The 19,091-nt window shown below is 67.3% G+C and carries 21 protein-coding genes, 1 other RNA gene and 1 riboswitch; of the genes, 3 read left to right on the top strand and 19 right to left on the bottom strand.

Going from position 1 to position 19,091, the window contains the following annotated elements; all coding sequences use genetic code 11:
- Positions 1-114: 114 nt before the first annotated feature.
- From WNM05_RS02420 to WNM05_RS02385, 8 genes are all read right to left on the bottom strand, one after another.
- Positions 115-441, bottom strand: coding sequence for a DUF1294 domain-containing protein (locus tag WNM05_RS02420; protein WP_434632191.1), 327 nt, complete (start codon positions 439-441; stop codon positions 115-117).
- Positions 438-1,049 carry a 5-formyltetrahydrofolate cyclo-ligase gene (locus WNM05_RS02415; RefSeq protein ID WP_434632189.1) on the bottom strand — a complete coding sequence of 204 codons (612 nt, stop codon included), beginning with the start codon at positions 1,047-1,049 and terminating at the stop codon, positions 438-440. The genes WNM05_RS02420 and WNM05_RS02415 overlap by 4 nt, the downstream gene beginning before the upstream one ends.
- An 8-nt stretch (positions 1,050-1,057) precedes the next feature.
- A non-coding RNA gene (gene ssrS / locus WNM05_RS02410) (6S RNA) lies at positions 1,058-1,240 on the bottom strand.
- A gap of 22 nt (positions 1,241-1,262) precedes the next feature.
- Positions 1,263-1,574, bottom strand: a complete 312-nt coding sequence (locus WNM05_RS02405) for a cell division protein ZapA (protein WP_434632188.1) — start codon at positions 1,572-1,574, stop codon at positions 1,263-1,265.
- Positions 1,571-1,780 carry a hypothetical protein gene (locus WNM05_RS02400; protein ID WP_101710392.1) on the bottom strand — a complete coding sequence of 70 codons (210 nt, stop codon included), beginning with the start codon at positions 1,778-1,780 and terminating at the stop codon, positions 1,571-1,573. The genes WNM05_RS02405 and WNM05_RS02400 overlap by 4 nt, the downstream gene beginning before the upstream one ends.
- 21 nt (positions 1,781-1,801) lie before the next feature.
- A complete protein-coding gene (locus tag WNM05_RS02395; protein WP_434632186.1) occupies positions 1,802-2,677 on the bottom strand; it encodes a cobalamin-binding protein in 876 nt (291 codons plus the stop codon).
- On the bottom strand, positions 2,674-3,198 hold the full coding sequence (gene cobU / locus WNM05_RS02390) for a bifunctional adenosylcobinamide kinase/adenosylcobinamide-phosphate guanylyltransferase (protein ID WP_434632184.1): 525 nt from the start codon (positions 3,196-3,198) through the stop codon (positions 2,674-2,676). The genes WNM05_RS02395 and cobU overlap by 4 nt, the downstream gene beginning before the upstream one ends.
- 5 nt (positions 3,199-3,203) lie before the next feature.
- Positions 3,204-5,171: a TonB-dependent receptor gene (locus WNM05_RS02385; protein WP_434632182.1), complete on the bottom strand. Its 1,968-nt coding sequence runs from the start codon at positions 5,169-5,171 to the stop codon at positions 3,204-3,206.
- A gap of 137 nt (positions 5,172-5,308) precedes the next feature.
- A riboswitch (cobalamin riboswitch) is annotated at positions 5,309-5,515 on the bottom strand.
- Positions 5,516-5,635: 120 nt separating this feature from the next.
- Between WNM05_RS02385 and cobT the strand changes: the two genes are divergently transcribed.
- Genes cobT through cobS form a run of 3 tightly spaced genes read left to right on the top strand, consistent with a single transcriptional unit; the run spans position 5,636 to position 7,991 of the window.
- Complete coding sequence (gene cobT / locus WNM05_RS02380; protein ID WP_434632180.1) at positions 5,636-6,670, top strand: nicotinate-nucleotide--dimethylbenzimidazole phosphoribosyltransferase; 1,035 nt, start codon at positions 5,636-5,638, stop codon at positions 6,668-6,670.
- Complete coding sequence (locus tag WNM05_RS02375) at positions 6,667-7,269, top strand: histidine phosphatase family protein (RefSeq protein WP_434632178.1); 603 nt, start codon at positions 6,667-6,669, stop codon at positions 7,267-7,269. The genes cobT and WNM05_RS02375 overlap by 4 nt, the downstream gene beginning before the upstream one ends.
- Positions 7,257-7,991: an adenosylcobinamide-GDP ribazoletransferase gene (gene cobS, locus WNM05_RS02370; RefSeq protein WP_434632176.1), complete on the top strand. Its 735-nt coding sequence runs from the start codon at positions 7,257-7,259 to the stop codon at positions 7,989-7,991. Before WNM05_RS02375 ends, cobS begins: the two co-directional genes overlap by 13 nt.
- 160 nt (positions 7,992-8,151) lie before the next feature.
- On the opposite strand, the gene WNM05_RS02365 is transcribed toward cobS, so the two are convergent.
- The 11 genes from WNM05_RS02365 to pilV form a co-directional block, all read right to left on the bottom strand.
- Entirely contained in the window at positions 8,152-8,946 is a 795-nt protein-coding gene (locus WNM05_RS02365; RefSeq protein WP_434632174.1) for a YoaK family protein, read from the bottom strand.
- A gap of 103 nt (positions 8,947-9,049) precedes the next feature.
- Positions 9,050-9,868, bottom strand: a complete 819-nt coding sequence (locus WNM05_RS02360; RefSeq protein ID WP_434635114.1) for an SPOR domain-containing protein — start codon at positions 9,866-9,868, stop codon at positions 9,050-9,052.
- A complete protein-coding gene (locus tag WNM05_RS02355; protein WP_434632173.1) occupies positions 9,868-10,581 on the bottom strand; it encodes a type III pantothenate kinase in 714 nt (237 codons plus the stop codon). Before WNM05_RS02355 ends, WNM05_RS02360 begins: the two co-directional genes overlap by 1 nt.
- Before the next feature lie 46 nt (positions 10,582-10,627).
- The gene (locus WNM05_RS02350) at positions 10,628-11,593 is read right to left on the bottom strand and encodes a biotin--[acetyl-CoA-carboxylase] ligase (protein WP_434632171.1); all 966 of its coding nucleotides are present in this window, start codon (positions 11,591-11,593) and stop codon (positions 10,628-10,630) included.
- Positions 11,590-12,090 (bottom strand): D-glycero-beta-D-manno-heptose 1-phosphate adenylyltransferase, encoded by a 501-nt coding sequence (gene rfaE2 / locus WNM05_RS02345; protein WP_434632169.1) that lies wholly within the window; start codon positions 12,088-12,090, stop codon positions 11,590-11,592. Before rfaE2 ends, WNM05_RS02350 begins: the two co-directional genes overlap by 4 nt.
- Positions 12,091-12,210: 120 nt before the next feature.
- On the bottom strand, positions 12,211-12,765 hold the full coding sequence (locus WNM05_RS02340) for a GspH/FimT family pseudopilin (protein ID WP_434632167.1): 555 nt from the start codon (positions 12,763-12,765) through the stop codon (positions 12,211-12,213).
- 11 nt (positions 12,766-12,776) lie between these two features.
- The gene (locus WNM05_RS02335; RefSeq protein ID WP_434632165.1) at positions 12,777-13,184 is read right to left on the bottom strand and encodes a type IV pilin protein; all 408 of its coding nucleotides are present in this window, start codon (positions 13,182-13,184) and stop codon (positions 12,777-12,779) included.
- 24 nt (positions 13,185-13,208) lie between these two features.
- Positions 13,209-16,859 (bottom strand): pilus assembly protein, encoded by a 3,651-nt coding sequence (locus WNM05_RS02330; RefSeq protein WP_434632163.1) that lies wholly within the window; start codon positions 16,857-16,859, stop codon positions 13,209-13,211.
- A 28-nt stretch (positions 16,860-16,887) separates the two neighbouring features.
- Entirely contained in the window at positions 16,888-17,448 is a 561-nt protein-coding gene (locus WNM05_RS02325; RefSeq protein ID WP_434632161.1) for a pilus assembly PilX family protein, read from the bottom strand.
- Entirely contained in the window at positions 17,445-18,512 is a 1,068-nt protein-coding gene (locus WNM05_RS02320) for a PilW family protein (protein ID WP_434632159.1), read from the bottom strand. Before WNM05_RS02320 ends, WNM05_RS02325 begins: the two co-directional genes overlap by 4 nt.
- Positions 18,509-18,982, bottom strand: a complete 474-nt coding sequence (gene pilV, locus WNM05_RS02315) for a type IV pilus modification protein PilV (RefSeq protein ID WP_434632157.1) — start codon at positions 18,980-18,982, stop codon at positions 18,509-18,511. The genes WNM05_RS02320 and pilV overlap by 4 nt, the downstream gene beginning before the upstream one ends.
- Positions 18,983-19,091 lie beyond the last annotated feature (109 nt).

Below are 19,091 nucleotides of genomic sequence, written 5' to 3'. Positions count from 1 at the left end.
AGCCTGTTCAAAATCTTTTTGCGGCATCGGCGGTTTTCTGCCGCGTTGTCGGACCGGGCCTTGGAATCACCGAGGCCGACGCCTGGCATCCGGACCGCTGGCGGTAGACGGGCGCTAACGGCCGGCCATCCACAGCCAGCCCATCGGCAGCGCCAGATTGGCCAGCGCGCTGAGCCAGTAAAAGGCCAGGAAGGGCTGCTTGCGGGTCTTGTGGCGGAAGGCGCGCTGGGCCAGCCAGGCGGCTGGCCAGCCGCCGGCCAGATGCAGCAACTGCAGTCTGGCTTCCGGAACGCGCCAGGCCCCGCGCAGCGCCGCGCGCTTGTCCAGCCAGTAGGCCAACAGCGTCGGCGCGGCCATCAAGGCATAGGGCAGCCACCACCACCAGGCCAGACGGCCCAGCAGACAAGCGATCAGCAGCGGCAGCAGCAACAGCAATATCATGCGTCCGGACTCCTCAGGGGCAGCCGCCTCAGGCCGGACTCGGTCAACAGCCAGTCCAGCCTCACGTCCCAAGCCTCGCGCGGCACCGCGTCCACCAGCTGGCAGTCGAAACCGACGCCGACCAGCAAAGGCTTGCCGCTCAGCGCATGCCGGCGACGGAAAGCCAGCGTGCTGTCATAGAAGCCGCCGCCCTGCCCCATCCGGAAGCCGTCGCCATCGATGCCCAGCAAGGGCACGAACAATACGTCCAGACGCTCGGCGCGCAGCCGGGCGCCGGCATACTCCAGGATGCGGTAGCGCGGATGCAGATACCAGCGGTCGCCGCCATCGAGTCCGGTGAACCACAGCCGGCGGCCGCGCCGCGGAATCTGCGGCAGGAATACGGCCGCGCCGCGCCATAGCGCCGCGTTCAGCAAATCGGACAGATCCAGTTCCGAGCCGGCCGCCAGATAGCCGCCGACGCGCTTGCCGCGCTTCAACAGCCGCGCGGCGTGACGCGCGACGGCGCGGGCGGCCGCGGCGCGATAGGCGGGCGGCAGCGCGATGCGGGCGCGGCGAAGCTGGCGTCTCAGCGCCGTCTTGTCGGTTGCGGGGGAGGATGCGGTCATGATGGAGGGGAACCCCCGCGAGTGCCGTTCGGGCTAAATTCGCTTGTACCCTGTTTCCAGGAGGGGCCGCCTGCCAGACACTTCGGGCGCATCCACAAGGGACGCGACTCGCCCGTATCTCACGCTGGCAGCCAAAAGCGAACGCATTGGTACAAAGGAATTGTGTGCCTTCGCGAACACCGCAGGGGGTAAACTAAGCTGTGCCTGCCGCCGTTAGAACAGCGGCTGTTGGCTCTGGCGGAGCGCCTCGTCGGCGGCTTCGCTCATGCCTCGTATTTTACGCTGAAACGCCGCCATCTCCAAGCCCTCTCCGACTTTGGTCTTCAAGAGATCGTGGGCGATGTTCAGCGCGGCCATGATGGCGATCTTGTCGGTATCCATCACCTTGCCGTTCTGCTGGATCGCGTTGACCTTGCCCTCCAGCAGCCGCACCGCCTCGCGCAGCGTCTCCTGCTCGTCGGCCGGCGTGCCTATGGTGAATTGACGGCCCAACAGCTCGATGTCGACCTGAACCACGTCGCTCATTGCTCATCCTCCGGCGGCGCCGGCAGGCGCGCGACCAGGGCCGCCACCCGGCTGCGGGTTTCGTTGACGCGGAAATTCAGCTCGGCGTTTTCCTTCAGCGCTTCGGACAGCGCCTCGGCGAAGCGGCCGTTCTGGGTTTCCAGCTCCCGGATGCGGACGATCAGCGCCGCGACGCGGGATTCGAGGTATTCCAGTTCATTGTCCATGGCGGCGAGGATAACGGGCGGCTACCTGGGCGTCAAACCCAGCCTCTGCCTCGCTGTGTCCAGCCGGGTACACAGCTGCTCGGCGCCGTCGGCCAAGCGCGGCCCGGGGATGCTGATGGCGTCGCCCGGCAGCGCCAGCAGCGCGCCGCCGGCCACCGCCGGCAGCTCGCGCCAGCGGCGCCACATCGCCAGCGTGGCATCGTCGCCGGCGACGATGGCCTGCGGCCGCGCCGCCGCCACGGCGGCGATCGACACCTGCGGCGCCGGCTGCGACAGGCCGGCGAACACATTGACGCCGCCGCACAACCGGATCAGAGAATCGATATAGCTGTTGGCGCTGACGGTGAAGATGGGAGCCTGGCTCAGCTGGAAGAACACCCGAACCGCCGGCTTGTCCCCGTAGCGCCGCCGCAACGCCGACAGCCGCTGGCGATAGGCCGCGGCGGCCCGCGCCGCCTCGGCGTCGGTGCCGGCCAGCTTGCCGAGCAGGACGATTTCCTTCGCGACGTCGTCCGGCTGCAGCGGATGGCTGACGAAGACCGGCACGCCCAGCCGCTTCAGCCGCTCCAGCTCGCGCGGCGTGCCGCCGTCCTGCCAGGCCACCACCAGGTCGGGTTTCTGCCGCAACACCGCCTCCAGGCTGAAGCCGGTGAAACCGCCGACGCGCGGCAACCGCTTCGCCGCCTCCGGATGGTCGCTGTAATCGACGGTGGCCACCACCTTGCCGCCGGCGCCGGCGGCGAACAGCAGCTCGGTCGCGTGCGGCACCAGGCTGACGATGCGCGCGGCCGGCTTGTCGAGCGCCACCGTCTGGCCGCTACCGTCCTCGACGCTGACGGCTGCGCGCGCCGTCGTCGCGGCCAGCAGCAGGCACAAGACCGCCGGCAGGCGCCTCATGCCGCCCCCTTCAGCGCCAGCGGCAGACCGCAGGCCACCAGCGTCACCCGCTCGCAGCGGGCCGCGAGCAGCTGATTGAGACGGCCCAGCTCGTCGACGAAGCGGCGGGTTTCGGCGTCGGCCGCCACCACGCCCCAGCCGACCTCGTTGCTGACCAGCAACACCTCGCCGGCCGCGCGCTCCAGCGCCGCCAGCAGCGCGTCGCGCTCGGCGGCGTAGCCGGCCTCGTCGAAGCCGGCCTCGCCGAAGAAGCGCATCAGCCACATGCCCAGGCAGTCTATCAACAGCAGGCCGCCGCCGGCGTCGCGCTCGGAGACGGCCGCCGCCAGGCTCCGCCCGGCCTCGGCCACGTCCCAGTGCGGCGGACGCTGCGCGCGGTGACGCTCGACCCGGCGCGCGAACTCGGCATCGCGCACTTCGGCGGTGGCCAGATAACACACCGGGCCGCGATGGCGGCCGGCCAGTTCCTCGGCATGGCGGCTCTTGCCGCTGCGGGCGCCGCCGGTGATCAGATGGACCATATCGCTCAGAACTTGTAGGTCACGGCGGCCTGGTAATTACGCCCGTTCGCCGGATACAGGGAATAGGCGGTCGGGCTGCTGTACCAGGTGCCGCCATAGCTCGCGTAATGCCGGTCAAACAGATTGTTGGCGCTCAGCGCCACCGTCACGTGCTTGCCGAAATCCTGGGTCAGCTTGGCGTCGACCACCGTATAGGCGGGCAGCTTGCTGCCGAAGCTGTTGCTCTGGTCATTGTCGAAGTACTGCTCCGACACGTATTGCGCCGACAACGCCAGTTTGCCGTCCTCGCGATAGCGCCAGCTGGCGGCGGCGTTGGCCATCAGCTTGGGCACCATCGGAATGGTCTTGCCAGCCAGTCCGGCGCCGGCGCGATAAGTCGCCTCGGTCCAGCTCAAATTGCCGTTCAGGGCCACCGTCGACGTCACGTTCAGCCCGCCTTCCAGCTCCACGCCCTGATGACGGGTGGCCGGCAGGTTGGCATTGGCGCCGTACAGGCCTGCGAACGGATTGTAGGCGATCTCGTTGCTCATATCGTTGCGGAACAAGGCCAGCTTGGCGTGCGCGCGCTCGCCCGCCCACTCCACGCCCACTTCCTTGTCATGCGACTGCTGCGGTTGCAGCGGCAATCCATTGGTATAGGTCACTTCGTCGGCATTGCCCAGACGGAAACTTTGACCTGCCCGGACATAGGCGCTCCAGCCGCCGCCGAAGGCCTGCTTCAGGCCCAGCGACCAGGCATGCAGACTGGTATCTATCGTCGACAGATTGGCGCCGCCGACGGTGGCGTTGACTTTGTCGTCCACCAATTGCTGGCGGCCGCCGGCCGACAGCGTGGCGCCCCGCCACAAGGCGAACTGGCCGTCGACGAAATAAGCGACGTGGCGTTGCGAGGTTTGTTCGTTGTTCAACGAGTTCAGCACGCTCATCGAACCGTCCAGCCAGTCGCCGCCGACACTCAACTTATGCTTGCCGATCGGCAGTTCGTAGCGCACGCTGGCCGTATTCTCATCCAGGCTGCGATGGTCCAGCGAGCAGCCGGAGCTGCCGACGAACTGGGTGCAGGAGTCGGCATCCTTGTGCCGGCGCGACAAATCGGCGTACAAGGTGCCCGCCCCCAGCTCCTGGCTCACGGAGACGCCGCCGCTGGTGGTATCGGTGGAGGCGTAGCTGTTGGGCGTCAACGTGCCGACCGGGTAGGTCGCCAGAGGATTGAGGCCGTTGACCGGGTCCATGATGATCGGTCCTGGCAGGCGCAGCCCCTGATTGGCGGTCTTGGCGAACAGCTTGATGTCGCCGCCGTCATGCTTGAAGGTCAGCGTGAAACCGGCGTTGTCGTTGCGCTCGGCATTGTTCTGCCGGTAATTGCCGGTCTTCATCGACTGAATGTAGCCATCCAGCGCGACAAACTGATTGGCCGCGTGCAGATTGGCGTCCAACTGACGCAAATCGTAGCTGCCGCCGATCAATGTGACGCTGCCGCTGGCGCCGCTGGCCGCGCCGGACTTGGTGATGATGTTGATCACGCCGCCGGTGGCCCCGCCGCCATAGGCGACGCCGCCGAGTCCGCGCACGACTTCGATGCGCTCTACGCTGGACAGCGCCACCGAGCCGAGATTCACCGCCGCCAGATCGTTGGTGTTCTGACGCACCCCGTCGACCAGAATCAAGGTGTTGCTGTTGCCGCTCATGCCGAAACCACGCAGATCGACCATGGCGCTGCTGGCCGAGCCGGAGCTGTTGAGCACATGCACGCCGGCATAGGCCGACAGCACGTCCTGCACCGTCGTCGCCGTGCTGTTGGCGATGTCGTCGGCGGTGATCACGCTGACATTGGCCGGCAGCGACGAGACTTTTTGCGGCACGCGGCTCGCCGTCACGATCACCGGGTCGCCGGCGAGTCGCGGCGCGTCGTCGGCATGGGCGGCGGCGCAGGCTGCGGCGATGGCCAGCGCGCAGGTTTGGGGCTTGAACATGAAACACACTCCAATGATTGGATTTCTCCCGCGGGCGGGCATCGTCGAAGTGCGAAGAGGATATGCATAAACGGGTCGCGGCGGCGCCGGATCGTCTGTCGGATCGCCTCCCCGCGATACTCCAGTGGTCCACCGGCTTCCGGCCGGGGCATGCAGGCCGGTCTCCGGGCTCGGCCTTGCCGGCGGCGCGCCTTCCCATCGTTGGACAGTGGCTGTTGCGCCGCCTGGGCGCATGCGCGCCAGGCCTTACCGTTGCGGGGGCAGCGCCGGCTTCTCACCGGCTTCCCGTTTCATCCTGGCGCGCTGGGAAGCGCGACTCGGACACCTGCTGATCTGCGGATTATAACCCGCCGGACTTTTGGCGGCACCGGCCAAGCAGTAATATGCTTAGAGTCCAGCCGGCGCCGCGCGCCGGTTTCCATTCATCTCCGGACCCTCGTCCCATCCCGCAGCAGGCCCAAACCATGAACAGCAGCAAGCCACTGGATCTTTCCGCCCGCAACGCCGCCCGCGCCCGCCAGGCCGTCCTGACCAAGCCGCCCGGCAGCCTGGGGCAGCTGGAGGAGCTGGCATGCCGCTTCGCCGCCTGGCAGGGCCGCGCCCAGCCGGAAGAGCTCCGCCCGGCCATCACCGTGTTCGCCGGCGACCACGGCGTCACCGCCGAAGGCGTGTCGGCGTTTCCGTCGGCGGTCACCACCGAGATGGTGCGCAATTTCGCGGCCGGCGGCGCCGCCATCTGCGTGCTGGCGCGCGCGCTGGACGCGCGGCTGGAGGTCGTCGACGTCGGCGTCGCCGGCGACGTCTCCGCGCTGCCCATCGTCCACGCCAAGGTGCGCGCCGGCAGCCAGAATCTGGCCCGCCAGGCGGCGATGAGCCCCGACGAGGCCGAGGCCGCGCTGGAAACCGGCCGCGCCGCCGCGCGCCGCGCGGTTGAGGCCGGGGCCAATCTGTTGATTGCCGGCGACATGGGCATAGGCAACACCACTGCGTCGGCGGCGCTGATCTGCCGCCTGAGCGGCGCGGCGCCGGAACAGGCGGTCGGCCGCGGCACCGGCGTCGACGACGCCGGCCTCGCCAACAAGCTGCGCGCGGTCAAGACCGCGCTGGCGCGGGTCGCCTGGGAAAACCTCAGCGGCCAGGACACGCTGGCCGAGCTGGGCGGCCTGGAAATCGCCGCAATGGCCGGCTTCTACCTGGAAGGCGCCCGCCTCGGCGTGCCGTCGCTGGTGGACGGCTTCATCGCCAGCGCCGCCGCGCTGTGCGCCCAGGCCATCGAGCCGTCGCTGCACGACTGGCTGCTGGCCAGCCACCGCTCGGCCGAGACCGGCCATGACCTGGCGCTGGCGGCGTTGCGGCTGCGGCCGCTGCTGGATCTGGGCATGCGGCTGGGCGAAGGCTCCGGCGCCGCCGTCTGCGTGCCGCTGCTGCGGCTGGCGGTGCAGTTGCACAACGGCATGGCGACCTTCGAAGAAGCCGGCATCAGCGGCAAGTCGGCATGAACCCCTATACCCTGACGCTGCTGCGGCACGGCGACATCGAACACGACGGTCGGCTGATCGGTCTGACCGACCTGCCGCTGACCGAACTGGGACACCAGCAGCTGGCCCGCAGCTGGCAGCGGATCAGCACGCTGGCGCCGGTCACCAGCATCGCCAGCTCGCCGCTGCAACGCTGCCGCGAGTTCGCGGTCAAGCAGGCGCTGTCCGGCTCGCTGACGCTGAAGGTGGACCCGCGTTTCGCCGAAATGGACTTCGGCCACTGGGACGGCCAGCCGCTGGCCGAACTCGAGCAGAGCCACCCCGGCTGGGGCGGCGAGCTGGCCGAGGGCCGGCTCAGCCCGCCCGGCGGCGAGAGCTTCGAACAGTTCCGCACCCGGGTGCTGGCTGGCCTGGCCGACTGGATGACCGAGGCGCGCGGCAGCCACCGGCTGCTGGTGACGCACGGCGGCGTGATCACGGTGCTGATGGCGGAACTGTTCGGCACCGAGTTCGCGGTGGCCAAGCTGATGACGGTGCAGCGCGGCGGCTTCGTCCAGCTGTCGATGCTGGAGGGCCATCCGCCCTATCTGCTGCGGCTGGAATCCTCATGCGCGGACTGATATTGGCGGTACAGTTCCTGACCCGGCTGCCTACCCCGCAGCTGGCCGACTTCCAGCCCGAATGGCTGGCGGCCAGCGCGCGCTGGTTTCCGGCCGTCGGCCTCATCGTCGGCGCGCTGCTGCTGGCGGCGCTGCGGCTGGGCGGCCTGGTCGATCCGTGGCTGGCGGCCCTGCTGGCGCTGCTGGTCTGGGTCGGCGTCACCGGAGGCCTGCACCTGGACGGCCTGGCCGACCTGGCCGACGCGCTGGGCGCGTCCCACCGCTCTCGAGAACGCTTCTTCGAGGTGCTGAAGGACCCGCACCTGGGCAGCTTCGGCGTGCTCTCGCTGATCCTGGCCGTCGCCTGCAAGCTGGTGCTGCTGATGCTGCTCGCGCGCCAGGGCGGTCCGGCCTGGGCCCTGCTGCTGGCGCCGGCCTGGGCTCGCGCCTTCGCGGTCGTCTGGTCGGCGACGCTGCCGGCGATCGCGCCGGGCAGCGGCGAGCGCTTCGCCTGGCGCCGCGACCGGACCGGCATCGCGCTGAACCTGGCCGCGCTGCTGGCGCTGTCCGCCTGGCTGGCTCCGGCGCTGCTGTTGGCGCCGCTGGCCGGCCTGGCCTGGTGGATTTTCTTGAAACGCCGCCTCGGCGGCATGACCGGCGACTGTCTCGGCGCCGGCGTCGAGCTGTGCGAGATCGCGATGCTGGGCCTGTTGTTGTGGCGGGCGCCGGCCTGGATTTTCTGAAGCGCGTCGATCGCCGAATGAAAGACGCCGCGCCCATGCAAGGGAGCGGCGTCTTTCCTTGGAGCCTGTTCAAGGTCTTTGAGCAGGCGAGATGGACGAATTGCAGGCTGGTATTGGGTAGCCGCTCGCAATGGCGGAAATCGCGGCGTCAAGGCACAAGCTACCCATTGCGCGCTCGCCTCGCAGACCAGCGGCCTCGCCACCAGCGCCAGCGCAGCCTGACGTCGTACCAGGCCGGCCTGAGGCCCAGCAGAAACAGCAGCAGCGCCAAGGGCAGCGTGAAGCCGAAGCCCAGGTGCTTGAAGCCCAGCGCGCCCACCACGCCGCCGACGAAGAAGGCCAGCAGGATCAGCGCGTAGACGCGGAATTTCTTGCCGTTGGCGCGCACCGCCGCCACCCGGGAATGGCGCTCGCGGTTGTAGTAGCTCATCTTGGCCAGCTCGATGCCGAGATCGGTGGCGATGCCGGTCATGTGCGTGCTGCGCAACAGGCCGCCGGACAGCTTGGTGACGATGGTGTTGTGCATGCCCATGATGAAGCACAGCAACATCACCGTCGGCGGCGTGAACAGGCCCTTGTGCAAGGACAAGCCGGCCCCCAGCAGGCCGAACACCAGCAGCAGCAGCGCCTCCTCCATCATCGACACGCCGTAGCCGCCGCGCAGCCGCTGCCGCCGCGCCCACAGGATCAGCCAGGTGCTGTGCATCGCGCCGCCGACGAAACAGCACAGCATCACCAGCAGCGACAGCGCCAGTCCGATCTCGCCGGCGATCCAGGCATCGGCCATGCCGGAAACCACGCCGGACACGTGCGAGGTGTAGCGGTGCACCGCCAGGAAGCCGCCGGCGTTGATCGCGCCGGCGATGAAGGCCATCGCCCAGCCCAGCTGGCGCAATACCCTGTCGTTGAAGCGGCCGCGGTCCAGCAGCCGGGTGATATGGGAGTGTCGGGTCATCGGAAGCCTGGCAAGCAAAACGGCGACCTGTCGTCGCCGTTGTCGATACTGCGCTGCGACATGCCCGCTTGGCAAGCCGCCGGATCAAGCTTCGCCGCCGCGCTCAGCAACCCTTCAGCGCGATGCCCGGCGTCAGCCGCTTCTGCAGCGCCTTCAGATGCTCGGCCTGCGCCGCGTCCAGGTCCTTGAAGGTCAGCGTGGTCGTCTTGGCCGGCTGATCCTTGGACTTGACCACCGCCTTGTCGTAGCCGGCCGCCTTCAGCCGCGCCACCAGCGTCTTGGCGGCGTCCTCCTTGCCGAACAGGCCCAGCGACAGATTGCCCTTGAACTCGTCGTTGCTGACGATGTAGTTGTCGAAGCCCTTGTCCTTCAATTCGGCAGACAAGGTCTTGGTCTCGGCCTGGGTGGCCAACGGCGGATAGTAGACCCACAGGCGGCCGGACCCCTTGCTCTCCTGCTTGCTGTCCTCCGAAATCTGGGCCGTCTTCAGCTTCAGCGCCGGCACTCCGCCCTTGACCCTCGCCAGCAGGCTGTCGTTCAAGCCGCCCCAGCGGTAACAGGCCAGCTTGGCCGGCTCGGCTGCTGCCGGCTTGTCCTGCGGCGCCGGCTTGGCCTTGGCGGACGGCTTCGACGCCTCGGCCTTGGCCGCCGGCTTGGCCGGAAGCTGGGCCTTGGGGGCGCTGGCGACGATCTTCGCCGCCGGCGCGGAAGCGGCCGGCTTGGCGGCGGGCGCGCTGGCCTGCGCCTTAGGCGCGGACGCCTGCGGCGCCGACGCGTCAGGCGTCCAGCTGGCCGGCAGCAGCTTCACCTGCCCCGGACTGACTTCCTGGGCGTGCACGTCCAGCGGCGGTCGCTGCTTCAGCGAGCCGTACATCGCCACCACCAGATTCAGCACGATCACCAGCGCCACAAACCACTTCATCACGCGTTCGCCACCTTCAGTAGACCCATCAGGACCAGATTATCCACGATCTGCAACGGCGCCGCGAGCCAAGGCGCGATGCGGGCGGCGTCGCCGCCGGTCAGGATCACCGTGGCCGGCGCCCGGCCGGTACGGTCGGCCAGGCGCCGCCGCTGCCCTTCTATCGCCCCGGTCAGCGCCGCCATCGCGCCGCTGGCCAGCGCGTCCTGCGTGCCCTGCGGGAAATCGGCGATGGCGCCGGCCTGCCGGTCCAGATTGGCGGTGCCCTGCGCCAGGCTTTGCAGCATCAGGCCGTGGCCGGGCAGGATCAAACCGCCCAGATAGTCGCCTTCGGCGGTCAGCGTCTCCACCGTCAGCGCGGTGCCGGCGCAGGCGACGATGACGTCGTCGCGGCAGATCTCGCGCGCGGCCAGCACCGCCAGCCAGCGGTCGGCGCCTTGCTCGGCGGTGTTGCGATAATGGTTACACACGTCGCCGAAACGGCTCTCGGCATAGACCCGGTGCAAGGGGCACGGCGCGGCCGCGGTCAGGGCGTCGACCACTTCGCGCCTCGCCACCGACGACAACCAGGCGCCCTCGAGCGGCAACTCGCGCCAGACCTCGGCCAGACCGGCCAGCTCGTGATGTTCGGCGGCGCCGCGCGACACGCAGTCGGCGCCCTGGTATACCGCCCATTTGACCCGGCTGTTGCCGGCGTCTATCAGCAATTTCATTCGCGCGTCCTGCATCCAGCAGAAAACGGTCGATGCCGGAAAAAGATCATGAATAGGCTCTCAGGCTGACTTCGCCGACATGAAAGGTACGCATGCCGGCCGCCGTCTCCACCTGCAGCGCGCCGTTATCGGCCACGCCGCAGGCGACGCCGTCCACCGGCTCTCCATGCGAGAAACTGAGCCGCACCGGCGAGCGGCGATGAGCGGCCAGCTGCCACCATTCGTCGCGCAGCGGCGTGAAGCCGTCGCGGTCGAACGCCGCCAGCGCCGGCTCCAGCTCGTTCAACAACGCCGCCAGCACCCGGTTGCGGTCCGGCGCGACGCCGGCCTGTTCCAGCGTGGCCACCGGCTGGTCGACGTCGCCCGGATCGGTGACGTTGAGGCCTATGCCTATCACCACCGTCGCCGGACCCAGCGCGTCGCCGGACAGCTCGATCAGGATGCCGGCCAATTTGCGCCGATCCAGCAGCACATCGTTCGGCCACTTCAGCTCCACCGGCGCACCCAGGCCGCGCAAGGCGCGCGCCAGCGCCACGCCGACCGCCAGCGACAGGCCGGCCAGCTCGGCCACGCCGCGCTCGAAGCGCCACAGCAGCGAGAAGGTCAGGCCCGATCCCAGCCGAGCCTGCCAGCGACGGCCCAGCCGGCCCCGGCCGGCGGTCTGCTGCTCGCAGGCCAGCACCAGGCCGTGCAGGCCGCCGTTGCCGGCGCGCGCCATCAGCTGGCTGTTGGTGGAGTCGGTGCGTTCGGCCACCGCCAGCGTGAAAGTCTCGGCCGCCTCGGTAGACAAGCCGGCGCGGACCGCGGCGACGTCGAGCCAGCCGTATGGGCGCGCCAGCCGGTAGCCCTGGCCGCGCACGCTGAACACCTCGAGCCCGAACTCCGCCTCGATCGCGTGCACCGCCTGCCACACCAGCGTGCGCGAACAGCCCAATGCCCTGGCGATGTCCTCTCCGGAATGGAAGCGGCCGTCGGACAGGTGGTGCAGCACCGCGAACGCGTGCTCGCTCACACCTTGCTCTCGGCCGCGCGGATCTTCTGCAGCGTCTTGGTCGTCGAAGTGTCGAACAGGAACGGAATCGAATGCACCTGACCGCCGCGCGCCAGCGTTTCCGCGCTGCCGACGATCTTGTCCACGGTCCAGTCCCCGCCCTTGACCAGCACATCGGGCTGGATCTGCGCGATCAGCTCGGCCGGCGTGTCGGCGTCGAACCAGGTGACCAGGCTGACGCACTCCAGCGCCGCCAGCACAGCCGCGCGGTTCATTTCATTATTGATCGGCCGGTCGTCGCCCTTGCCCTGGCGCTTGACCGACGCGTCGGTATTGAGGCCCAGCACCAGGCTGGCGCCGAGTGCGCGCGCCTGGGCCAGATAGGTGACGTGGCCGCGGTGCAGGATGTCGAAACAGCCATTGGTGAACACCAGAGGCCGCGGCAGGGCCGCCAGGCGCTCGGCCAGCCGCTCGGGCGGGCAAATCTTGTCTTCAAACGACGGCGACGGATAGGTCATGCTTTTCCTTGCGCAGAAACCGGCGCGAACCGCGGCAGCGATGGCGGCCGCGCGGCGCGATCAAACGGGATGAGTCGCGAAGCATACCACCGTCACCGGCGCCTGCCCAAGCCCGGCAGCTCACGGACAGCTGAGCGCCGCGCCGGCCAAGGTATAGCCGGTGCTGGCGGCCGCCTGGGCATAGCCGGTGGTCTGCAGATTGAACGACAGCGCATAATTGGCGCCGCGATTGTCGCAGATGCGGAAATCTCCGGTCTGCGCGGCGGCGACATACGGCGGCCGCGGATTGAAGCTGATGCTGGCTATCGTGCCGCTGGCGCTGCCGGTGGCCAGACTGCCTATCGTCGGCGCGCCGGTGTACGACAACGGCTGCTGCGCCAGCACCGTCGACGACGATCCCTGCGTCTCGATGATGATCCAGCCGGCGCTCCAGCTGTTGCCGCAACTGCCGCCGGATGCCGAGCTGTACGGACAGACGGTGACCACGCTGTCGTCGTTGACCGCGGTGCCGCGCGCCTGGCCCAGCGCGCTGATCATATTGTCGCGGACGGCGTTCAGCCTCTCGTTCTGGACAAAGGTCTGCCAGGCCGGCAGGCCGACGGTGAGCATGAGGGCCAGCACCACGATGGTGACCATCATCTCGATCAGCGTAAACCCCCCGGCCGGCCGTCTCATTCGCATCGCCCTCAGTGCGGCCAGCAGGTATTGCTGGTATCGGCGCCCTGCGCGTTGGCGGAGGTCTTGGCGCCGCTATTGCTGACGTTGAAGCTGCTGCAGGTGGTATCGTTGGCCTGCAGGCCTGTCGTCACCGGCGTCGCGGTCAGCACATAGCCGCTGGCGGTGGTCGCCGAGCCTATCTGCACCTGGTAGTAGCCGTTGGGCGAGGTCGTCGTCACGGAGCAGGCCGAATTGTTGTAGGCGAAGTACTGCGCGTAGCACTGCTCCATCTGCGCCTGCGCCGCCGTCAGCGCCTGCCAGGCGTCGCTGCGGCGCGATCGCTGCACATAGTTGGAATACACCGGATAGGCGATCGACGCCAGGATGGCGACTATCGCCAGCGTGATCATCAACTCCACCAGGCTCATGCCCCGCATGTCGATTCCCTCCTTGTTTGACGCCTACTGTATCTGCCACCAGCCGCTCCAGGAATAGAATTGTTGCGACGGACTGCTGCTGGTGCAGCTAAGCTGGCCGTTGGCGCAATTGCCGTTGCTCGAATTATTGCCGCCGCCGACCAGGATGCTGGCGCTGTAGCCGCCCTGGTTGGAGGTGACGAAGGCCGGCGTCGACGCGAAAAAGCTGCCCAGCTGCACGCCGGACACCGGCAACTGGTTGTACACATCCCGGCTGTTGACGATGCCGTCGCCGTTGGCGTCGAGGAAGGGCTGCGACGGCGGCGCGCCCGAGACGTAGCTGGACGACATCAGGAAGGACGTCCCCCCCGATGTGCACGGCGTCGACGATGGCGTGAATGTCGTGTACACCACATTGCCGGCGAACAGCTGCGGATCGGTCAGCACCCGCGCGCCGCTGCCGGCGAAACCCAGCGTGTAATACCAGCCGTACAGCGTCGGGCAGGTGCTGCCGACGACGCAGCTGAGCGGCGGATTCGGACTCTGCCAGTTATAGGTGGTGGAAGTGACCGTGGTCGACGAGAAGCCCGACTGCGACGTCGTCACCGCGGTCTCGGTCTGCGCCAGCAGATTGGACGGCGTCAGGCCGCTGACGACCATATTGTCGTAAACGCCGTAAAAGGCCTGGGTGTTGGTATTGGTCAGATCGGACTGCGTCAGCAGCTGGCCTGTGCCGAAGAACACCATCATCCCCTTCTGCTTCGGGAAGTTCGGGTTCAGCGTCACCGCCGGGGCCGAGGTGATCGGCTGGCGGTTGCCGCTGCTGTCGGTGGCAGAGAACAGCAGCCGCGCCGACCAGTTGGCCGGATTGGCGTTGCTGATGTTGATCACCCACATATTGCCCTGCAGATCGCCGGCGTAGACGGTGTCGACGGCCGCGCTGGCATTGCCGCTGCTATTGATCGCCACCACGCCGGACAGGCCCTGCGGCGCGCTGCTGCTGCAGGCGCTGGCCACCACGCCGCACAAGTCGATCTTGGCCAGCGTGGCGCCGGTCTGCGGGTTCACCGCGTAGAAGATCGCGTGATTGAGGCTGCTGGCGTAGCCGTTGCCGAAGAAGACCGCGAAGCCGGGCGAGGCGTTGATGCGGGCGATGGTCGGCCGGCCGTAGCTGTAGCCCATGCCGCTGTCGCTGAATTCCCACAGCACGGAATTGGCCACCGCGCTTTCGGTGGTCAGGCTGGACGGTGTGGTGACGTCCAGTCCGTAAACGGTCTGGCCGCCGCCGCCGAGTCCGCCGGTGACGATGGTGTGCCAGCTATTGTCGCTGAACATCACATCGCCGGCCTGCGGCGTGCCGTCGACGAAATACATGTGGTTGTTGTTGTAGGTCGTCGCGGTCAATTGATACAGATTGGCGAAGACGCCGTTGGGCACGAAGGCGAACAGCTCGTTGCCGTTGTTGGCGTTGAACGCGTGCAGCATGCCGTCGTTGGCGCCGGTGTACAGGATGGGCGTGCGGCTGGCGTTGTTGTTGATGAAGGTCTGGTAACTGCTGTCCACATACGGTCCGTTGGGCTTGGCGACGTAGACCGGCGAGCTGTCTATGATGTCGCCGAGCAGATGGCTGCGGTTGCGGAACCCGCCGCCGTTCTGCACCTCCTGCGATTTGTCGCCGCGCAGATAATTCAGCCGCAGGCTGCCCTTCAGGTCGGTCGGCTGCAACTGGCCCTGCTGCACGCTGTTGATGCCGCTGGCCGTCACCGAGGCCGGCCATTCGAACGGCACGCCCTTCTTGTTGACGCCATCCCAGGTGGCGATCAGCCTGCTGTTCTGCCAGGCGCTGTTGCTGGAGAAGGCGTCCACCTGGGTCTGGGCCTGCCACAAGGCGCTGGTACCGACGTTAAGCGAACCGCTGGAGCCCAGCGAATAGGCCGACAGATTGCCGGTCCAGTCGCTGTAAGGCGTGTCGCTGGGATTGAAGCTGGCCAGGAAGGCCCGCGAGCCGGTGCTGAGCGTGGCGCTGTTCAGCGCCACCGAGGCCTGGTCGTAGCTGCCCTTCTGGATCTGCACCAGGATGGCGCTGAGCGCGGTGCTGAATGCGGCCGCGTCCACCGCCGGATAATAGCTGCCGGTGCCGCCGGCCACCGCCATCGCCGTCAGCGCCTGGGCGGCGGTCGGATTCTCCGCCGGCGCCACCCCGGCGCCCAGGCCGATCACATAGGTCTTGATACCGCTGCTGGACAGCGTCTGGATCTGCGTGATCGTATCCAGCAAGGCCTGGCTGTTCGTGCCGCTGGTCTTCAAGGAGCCATCGGCGTTGAAGCTGGCGGTGACGCCGTAGCCGGCGGCGGCCGCGGAGCCGACCGGCGGCCACAGATTGCCACTCTTGTCCTGCGTCGGCAGACCGTCGGTGACCAGCACCACGTATTTCTGCGACGTGCAGCCGCTGCTGGACGAACTGCTGGTGAACGAGGTCTGCGCCGTCTTCAGCAGCGCATAGATCGGCGACTGTCCGGCCGCCGACTTGATCTCCGTCGTGCTGGCGGAATTGGTTTCCGGCAACAGGTAAGGCGAGAAGGTATTGTAAGCGGTGGTGATCGTCGCGCTGGACGGCGCCGAGCCGAGGCTGGTCATCGCCACATTGGTCCTGGCCGCGCTGTACGATTGTGATCCGCTGTAGCCCCAGCCGCGCTGCACATACATCACCCCCGGCGAGTACGGCACATAGCCGGCATTGGTCGGCGAGGTCGCCCAGTAGCCGAACAAGCTGCCCGGCGCCACCGCGCTGTACGACACGCTGACCGAGCCGTTCTTGTAATTGTTCAGCGTATAGTAGGTGTACGGGTTCGACGGGCTGACGATGCCGTAGGTCAGGAATATCGGCGACTGGCTGGAGGTGCTGTACAGCACGTCGTTGATGCTGGCGTCGTCACTGGTGGCCGCCACCGTCATGTACGGCGCCTGGCTCATCGTGATGCCGCTGATCCCCATGCCCAGCGCCATCGCCGCGCAGTTGGTCTTGATCGTCGAAAACAAGGTGCCCAGCGACAGATAGTTGTAGCAGGGGTTGATCACGCTGTCGACGTAGCTGTTGGCGAACGGCGCGGCGGTGAAACCGAAGCCGAGCGACGGCGACATGTAGTAGACCCAGGTGGTATTCAGCGTGGTATTGCTGATCTGATAGGACAGCAAGGCGAAATCGGTGGTCGCCAGATAGGTGTTCAGAATGGACAGAATCCCCGCCTTGGCGACGTTCAGACGGGACGGACTGTTGTCGCCCAGCCTGCCAAGGGACACGGTGGACGTGTACGGCTGCGAGCTGCCGGCCGCGCCGCCGCTGATCGGCGGCGTGAAGCTGGACGGCACCGGGTAGTTGATCGGCGACGAAGATCCGGTCAGTCCCGATACCGCGCCGGAGCCGGTCATCAAGGCGCCGCCGCGACCGGTGTAGGTGGTGGAGAAGCCATTGCTGCAATTGGCATTGCTGTTGCCGGTGCCGTTGCAATAGGTGATGGTGCTGCCGTCCATGGACTGGGAATTGGTCACCGCGATCACCACCTGCGGCCGCGCCGGCGTGGTGATGGTCAGCGGCACCTGCGAAATCGCCAGCGTGGCGGTGGAGCCGGCGCCGCGCACCCAGAAGGCCGCCAATGCCAGGCCGGCCAGCAGCGCAATGCCACCGACGATGCGCATCAAGCTTGTCTGCTTCACCATATCCGCCTCACTGCGTGAAAATCGCCTGCACCACCACCGGGTTGGCACCGGTGGAAGTCACGACCCGGGCCGTCACGCGATAATTGTTGCCGCCGGCCACCTGGCCGTAGATGCCGCGATTGCCGCAGCTGGCGCCGGCGCGGCAGGCGGCCGGCATGCTCTCCACCACATAGCTGCTGGTGATGCTGGAGCTGGGCGGCGTGCCGGTGTAGCCGGGAATCGATTTGGTGGTATCGGTCCAGAACGACGAAGTGTTCAGATTCTGCTGCCAGATCGGCAGGCTGCTGGCATTGAACTGGTAGTAGCCGTTGCTGCCGGACGTGGTATAGGTCTGGTTGGCGAACGTGCCCTGCAGCATCGCCGAATACGCCTGCCGCAGCGTGCCCTCCGCCAGTAGGAGATTGTTCTGGTACTGCACATTATTGCTGGCCAGATGCAGCTGGGTCAGCGACTGCGTGCTGCCGGCAAGGCCCAGTATCATCACGACCAGCATGAAGATCAGCGCGACGATCAACACGATGCCGCGTTGCGGCGCGCGGCGCGACCTGGACGAGAGCTTCGGTTTCATAAGCCGGCATTCCTCAATGAGACGGTCATCGTATAGACATGCCGCAAGCGGGCGTCGCACGGCACATTGACGGTGGCGCCCAGCACGGTCCACGTCGTCTGGTTGACGCAGCCGCTGCGTCCGCTCGGCGTGGTCGGCGCCGAGCCTTTCGGCCCTTCCAGCAGCACCCCCAGACGCAGGCTGTTGACCTGAGTCCAGTTGCTCACCTGGTTGGCCGTCAGATACTGGGTGGTGACGCCCGGCGTACTGCCTATGCCGTACCACACCTGCAAGGCGTCGACGCCGGGCACGATGGGCGTCGTCTGCCAGCTGGCGGTCGTGCCGTCGTAGACCGCCTGGTACAGCGCGCTTTGCGTACCCGAGGCCTGGCCGACGAAATAGGCGGTCTGCGACAACGGCGACGCCACCGAGCCGACCGGATAATCGCTGTCCAGCGCCTGGGAAAGATTGATCACGTTGCCGCCGCTGGCGGTGCTTACGCTGCTGACCTTCATGATCGACGAATGGCCGCAGTTCGATACCGTCAACAGATTGTTCGCCGCCACGCCGGACGCCGACTGCGTCTTCAGCGCGGTGGCGCCGGCCGACGCGTAGACATTGACCCACAGCGGCACCGTGCCATTGGTCTGCCCGCTGAAGACCAACACATCGCTACCCTTGGCCACCTTGCCCTGCAGACTGGAATCCAGCGTCGGAACCCAGTCGGTCAAGGTGCTGTCGTTGCTGCCGTTCAGCGTCGAAAGCGTCAGCGTCGACGAGGCCAGCACCGCGTCGTAGCCGGTCACCGGCGAACTGAAATTGGCCAGCAGGCCGGTGGCGCTGACCAGGGCGTTGGAACTCGTGGAGCCGGAGCAGCCGAAGAAACCGGAACCGCGGGCCGTCTGTCCGATCAGGCTGGAGACCGTGGCGCCGGCGTTCTGCAGCTGTCCCTGACCGGAGTTGGTCGAATAGTCCTTGCGCCCCGCCACCATCACGCTGACCAACGAAGTCAGCAGCAGCAAGCCGATGGTGATGGCCACCATCAGCTCCACCAAGGAAAAACCGGTCTGCTCGCGCGACTTCACATGATGGTCCTCACGATTTGGGTCTGCACCGTACCGCCGCTGGCCGCGTTGCCGTCGCTCCACCACACTTGAACCACGCGCTCGGTGCTGGCCCCGCCGGTCGGCGAATAGATGCTGCCGGTGCCGCCAGGCAGATTGTTCTGCAGATCGCTCAGCCACTGATATTTGTCGTAGCCGGCCATCGCCGACGCGGTACAGGCGCTGGACATGCAATTACTCTGGAATGTCGACGGGCTGACGCCGGAGGCCACGTCGTAGGAACCGGCGCTGACCTGGGCCGGATTGGCCCGCATCCGGTCCACCATGTCGTAGGCGTACTGGTTCGCCATCTGGCGCATATAGCTGGAACCGCTGGCGCGTTCGGCGTTCAGCATCACCGCGATCGCGGCCAGCACGCCCATCGCCAGCACCAGCAGCGAGATCAGGATCTCCAGCATGGTAAAGCCGCGCGCCCCGCGCTTCCCGTCCATTTTCCCGGCCTCCCAAATGTTATGAGAATGGCTGTCAGCCATTACGGTCAGCATAGGAGATGGTCGGTCCCCCACGATGGAACAGCCGACGGAAGTAGCGTAAGCGACG

The sequence above is a fragment of the Chromobacterium sp. CV08 genome, assembly GCF_051129845.1.
Lineage (GTDB): Bacteria > Pseudomonadota > Gammaproteobacteria > Burkholderiales > Chromobacteriaceae > Chromobacterium.
This window is presented reverse-complemented; position numbering and strand designations above follow the sequence as displayed.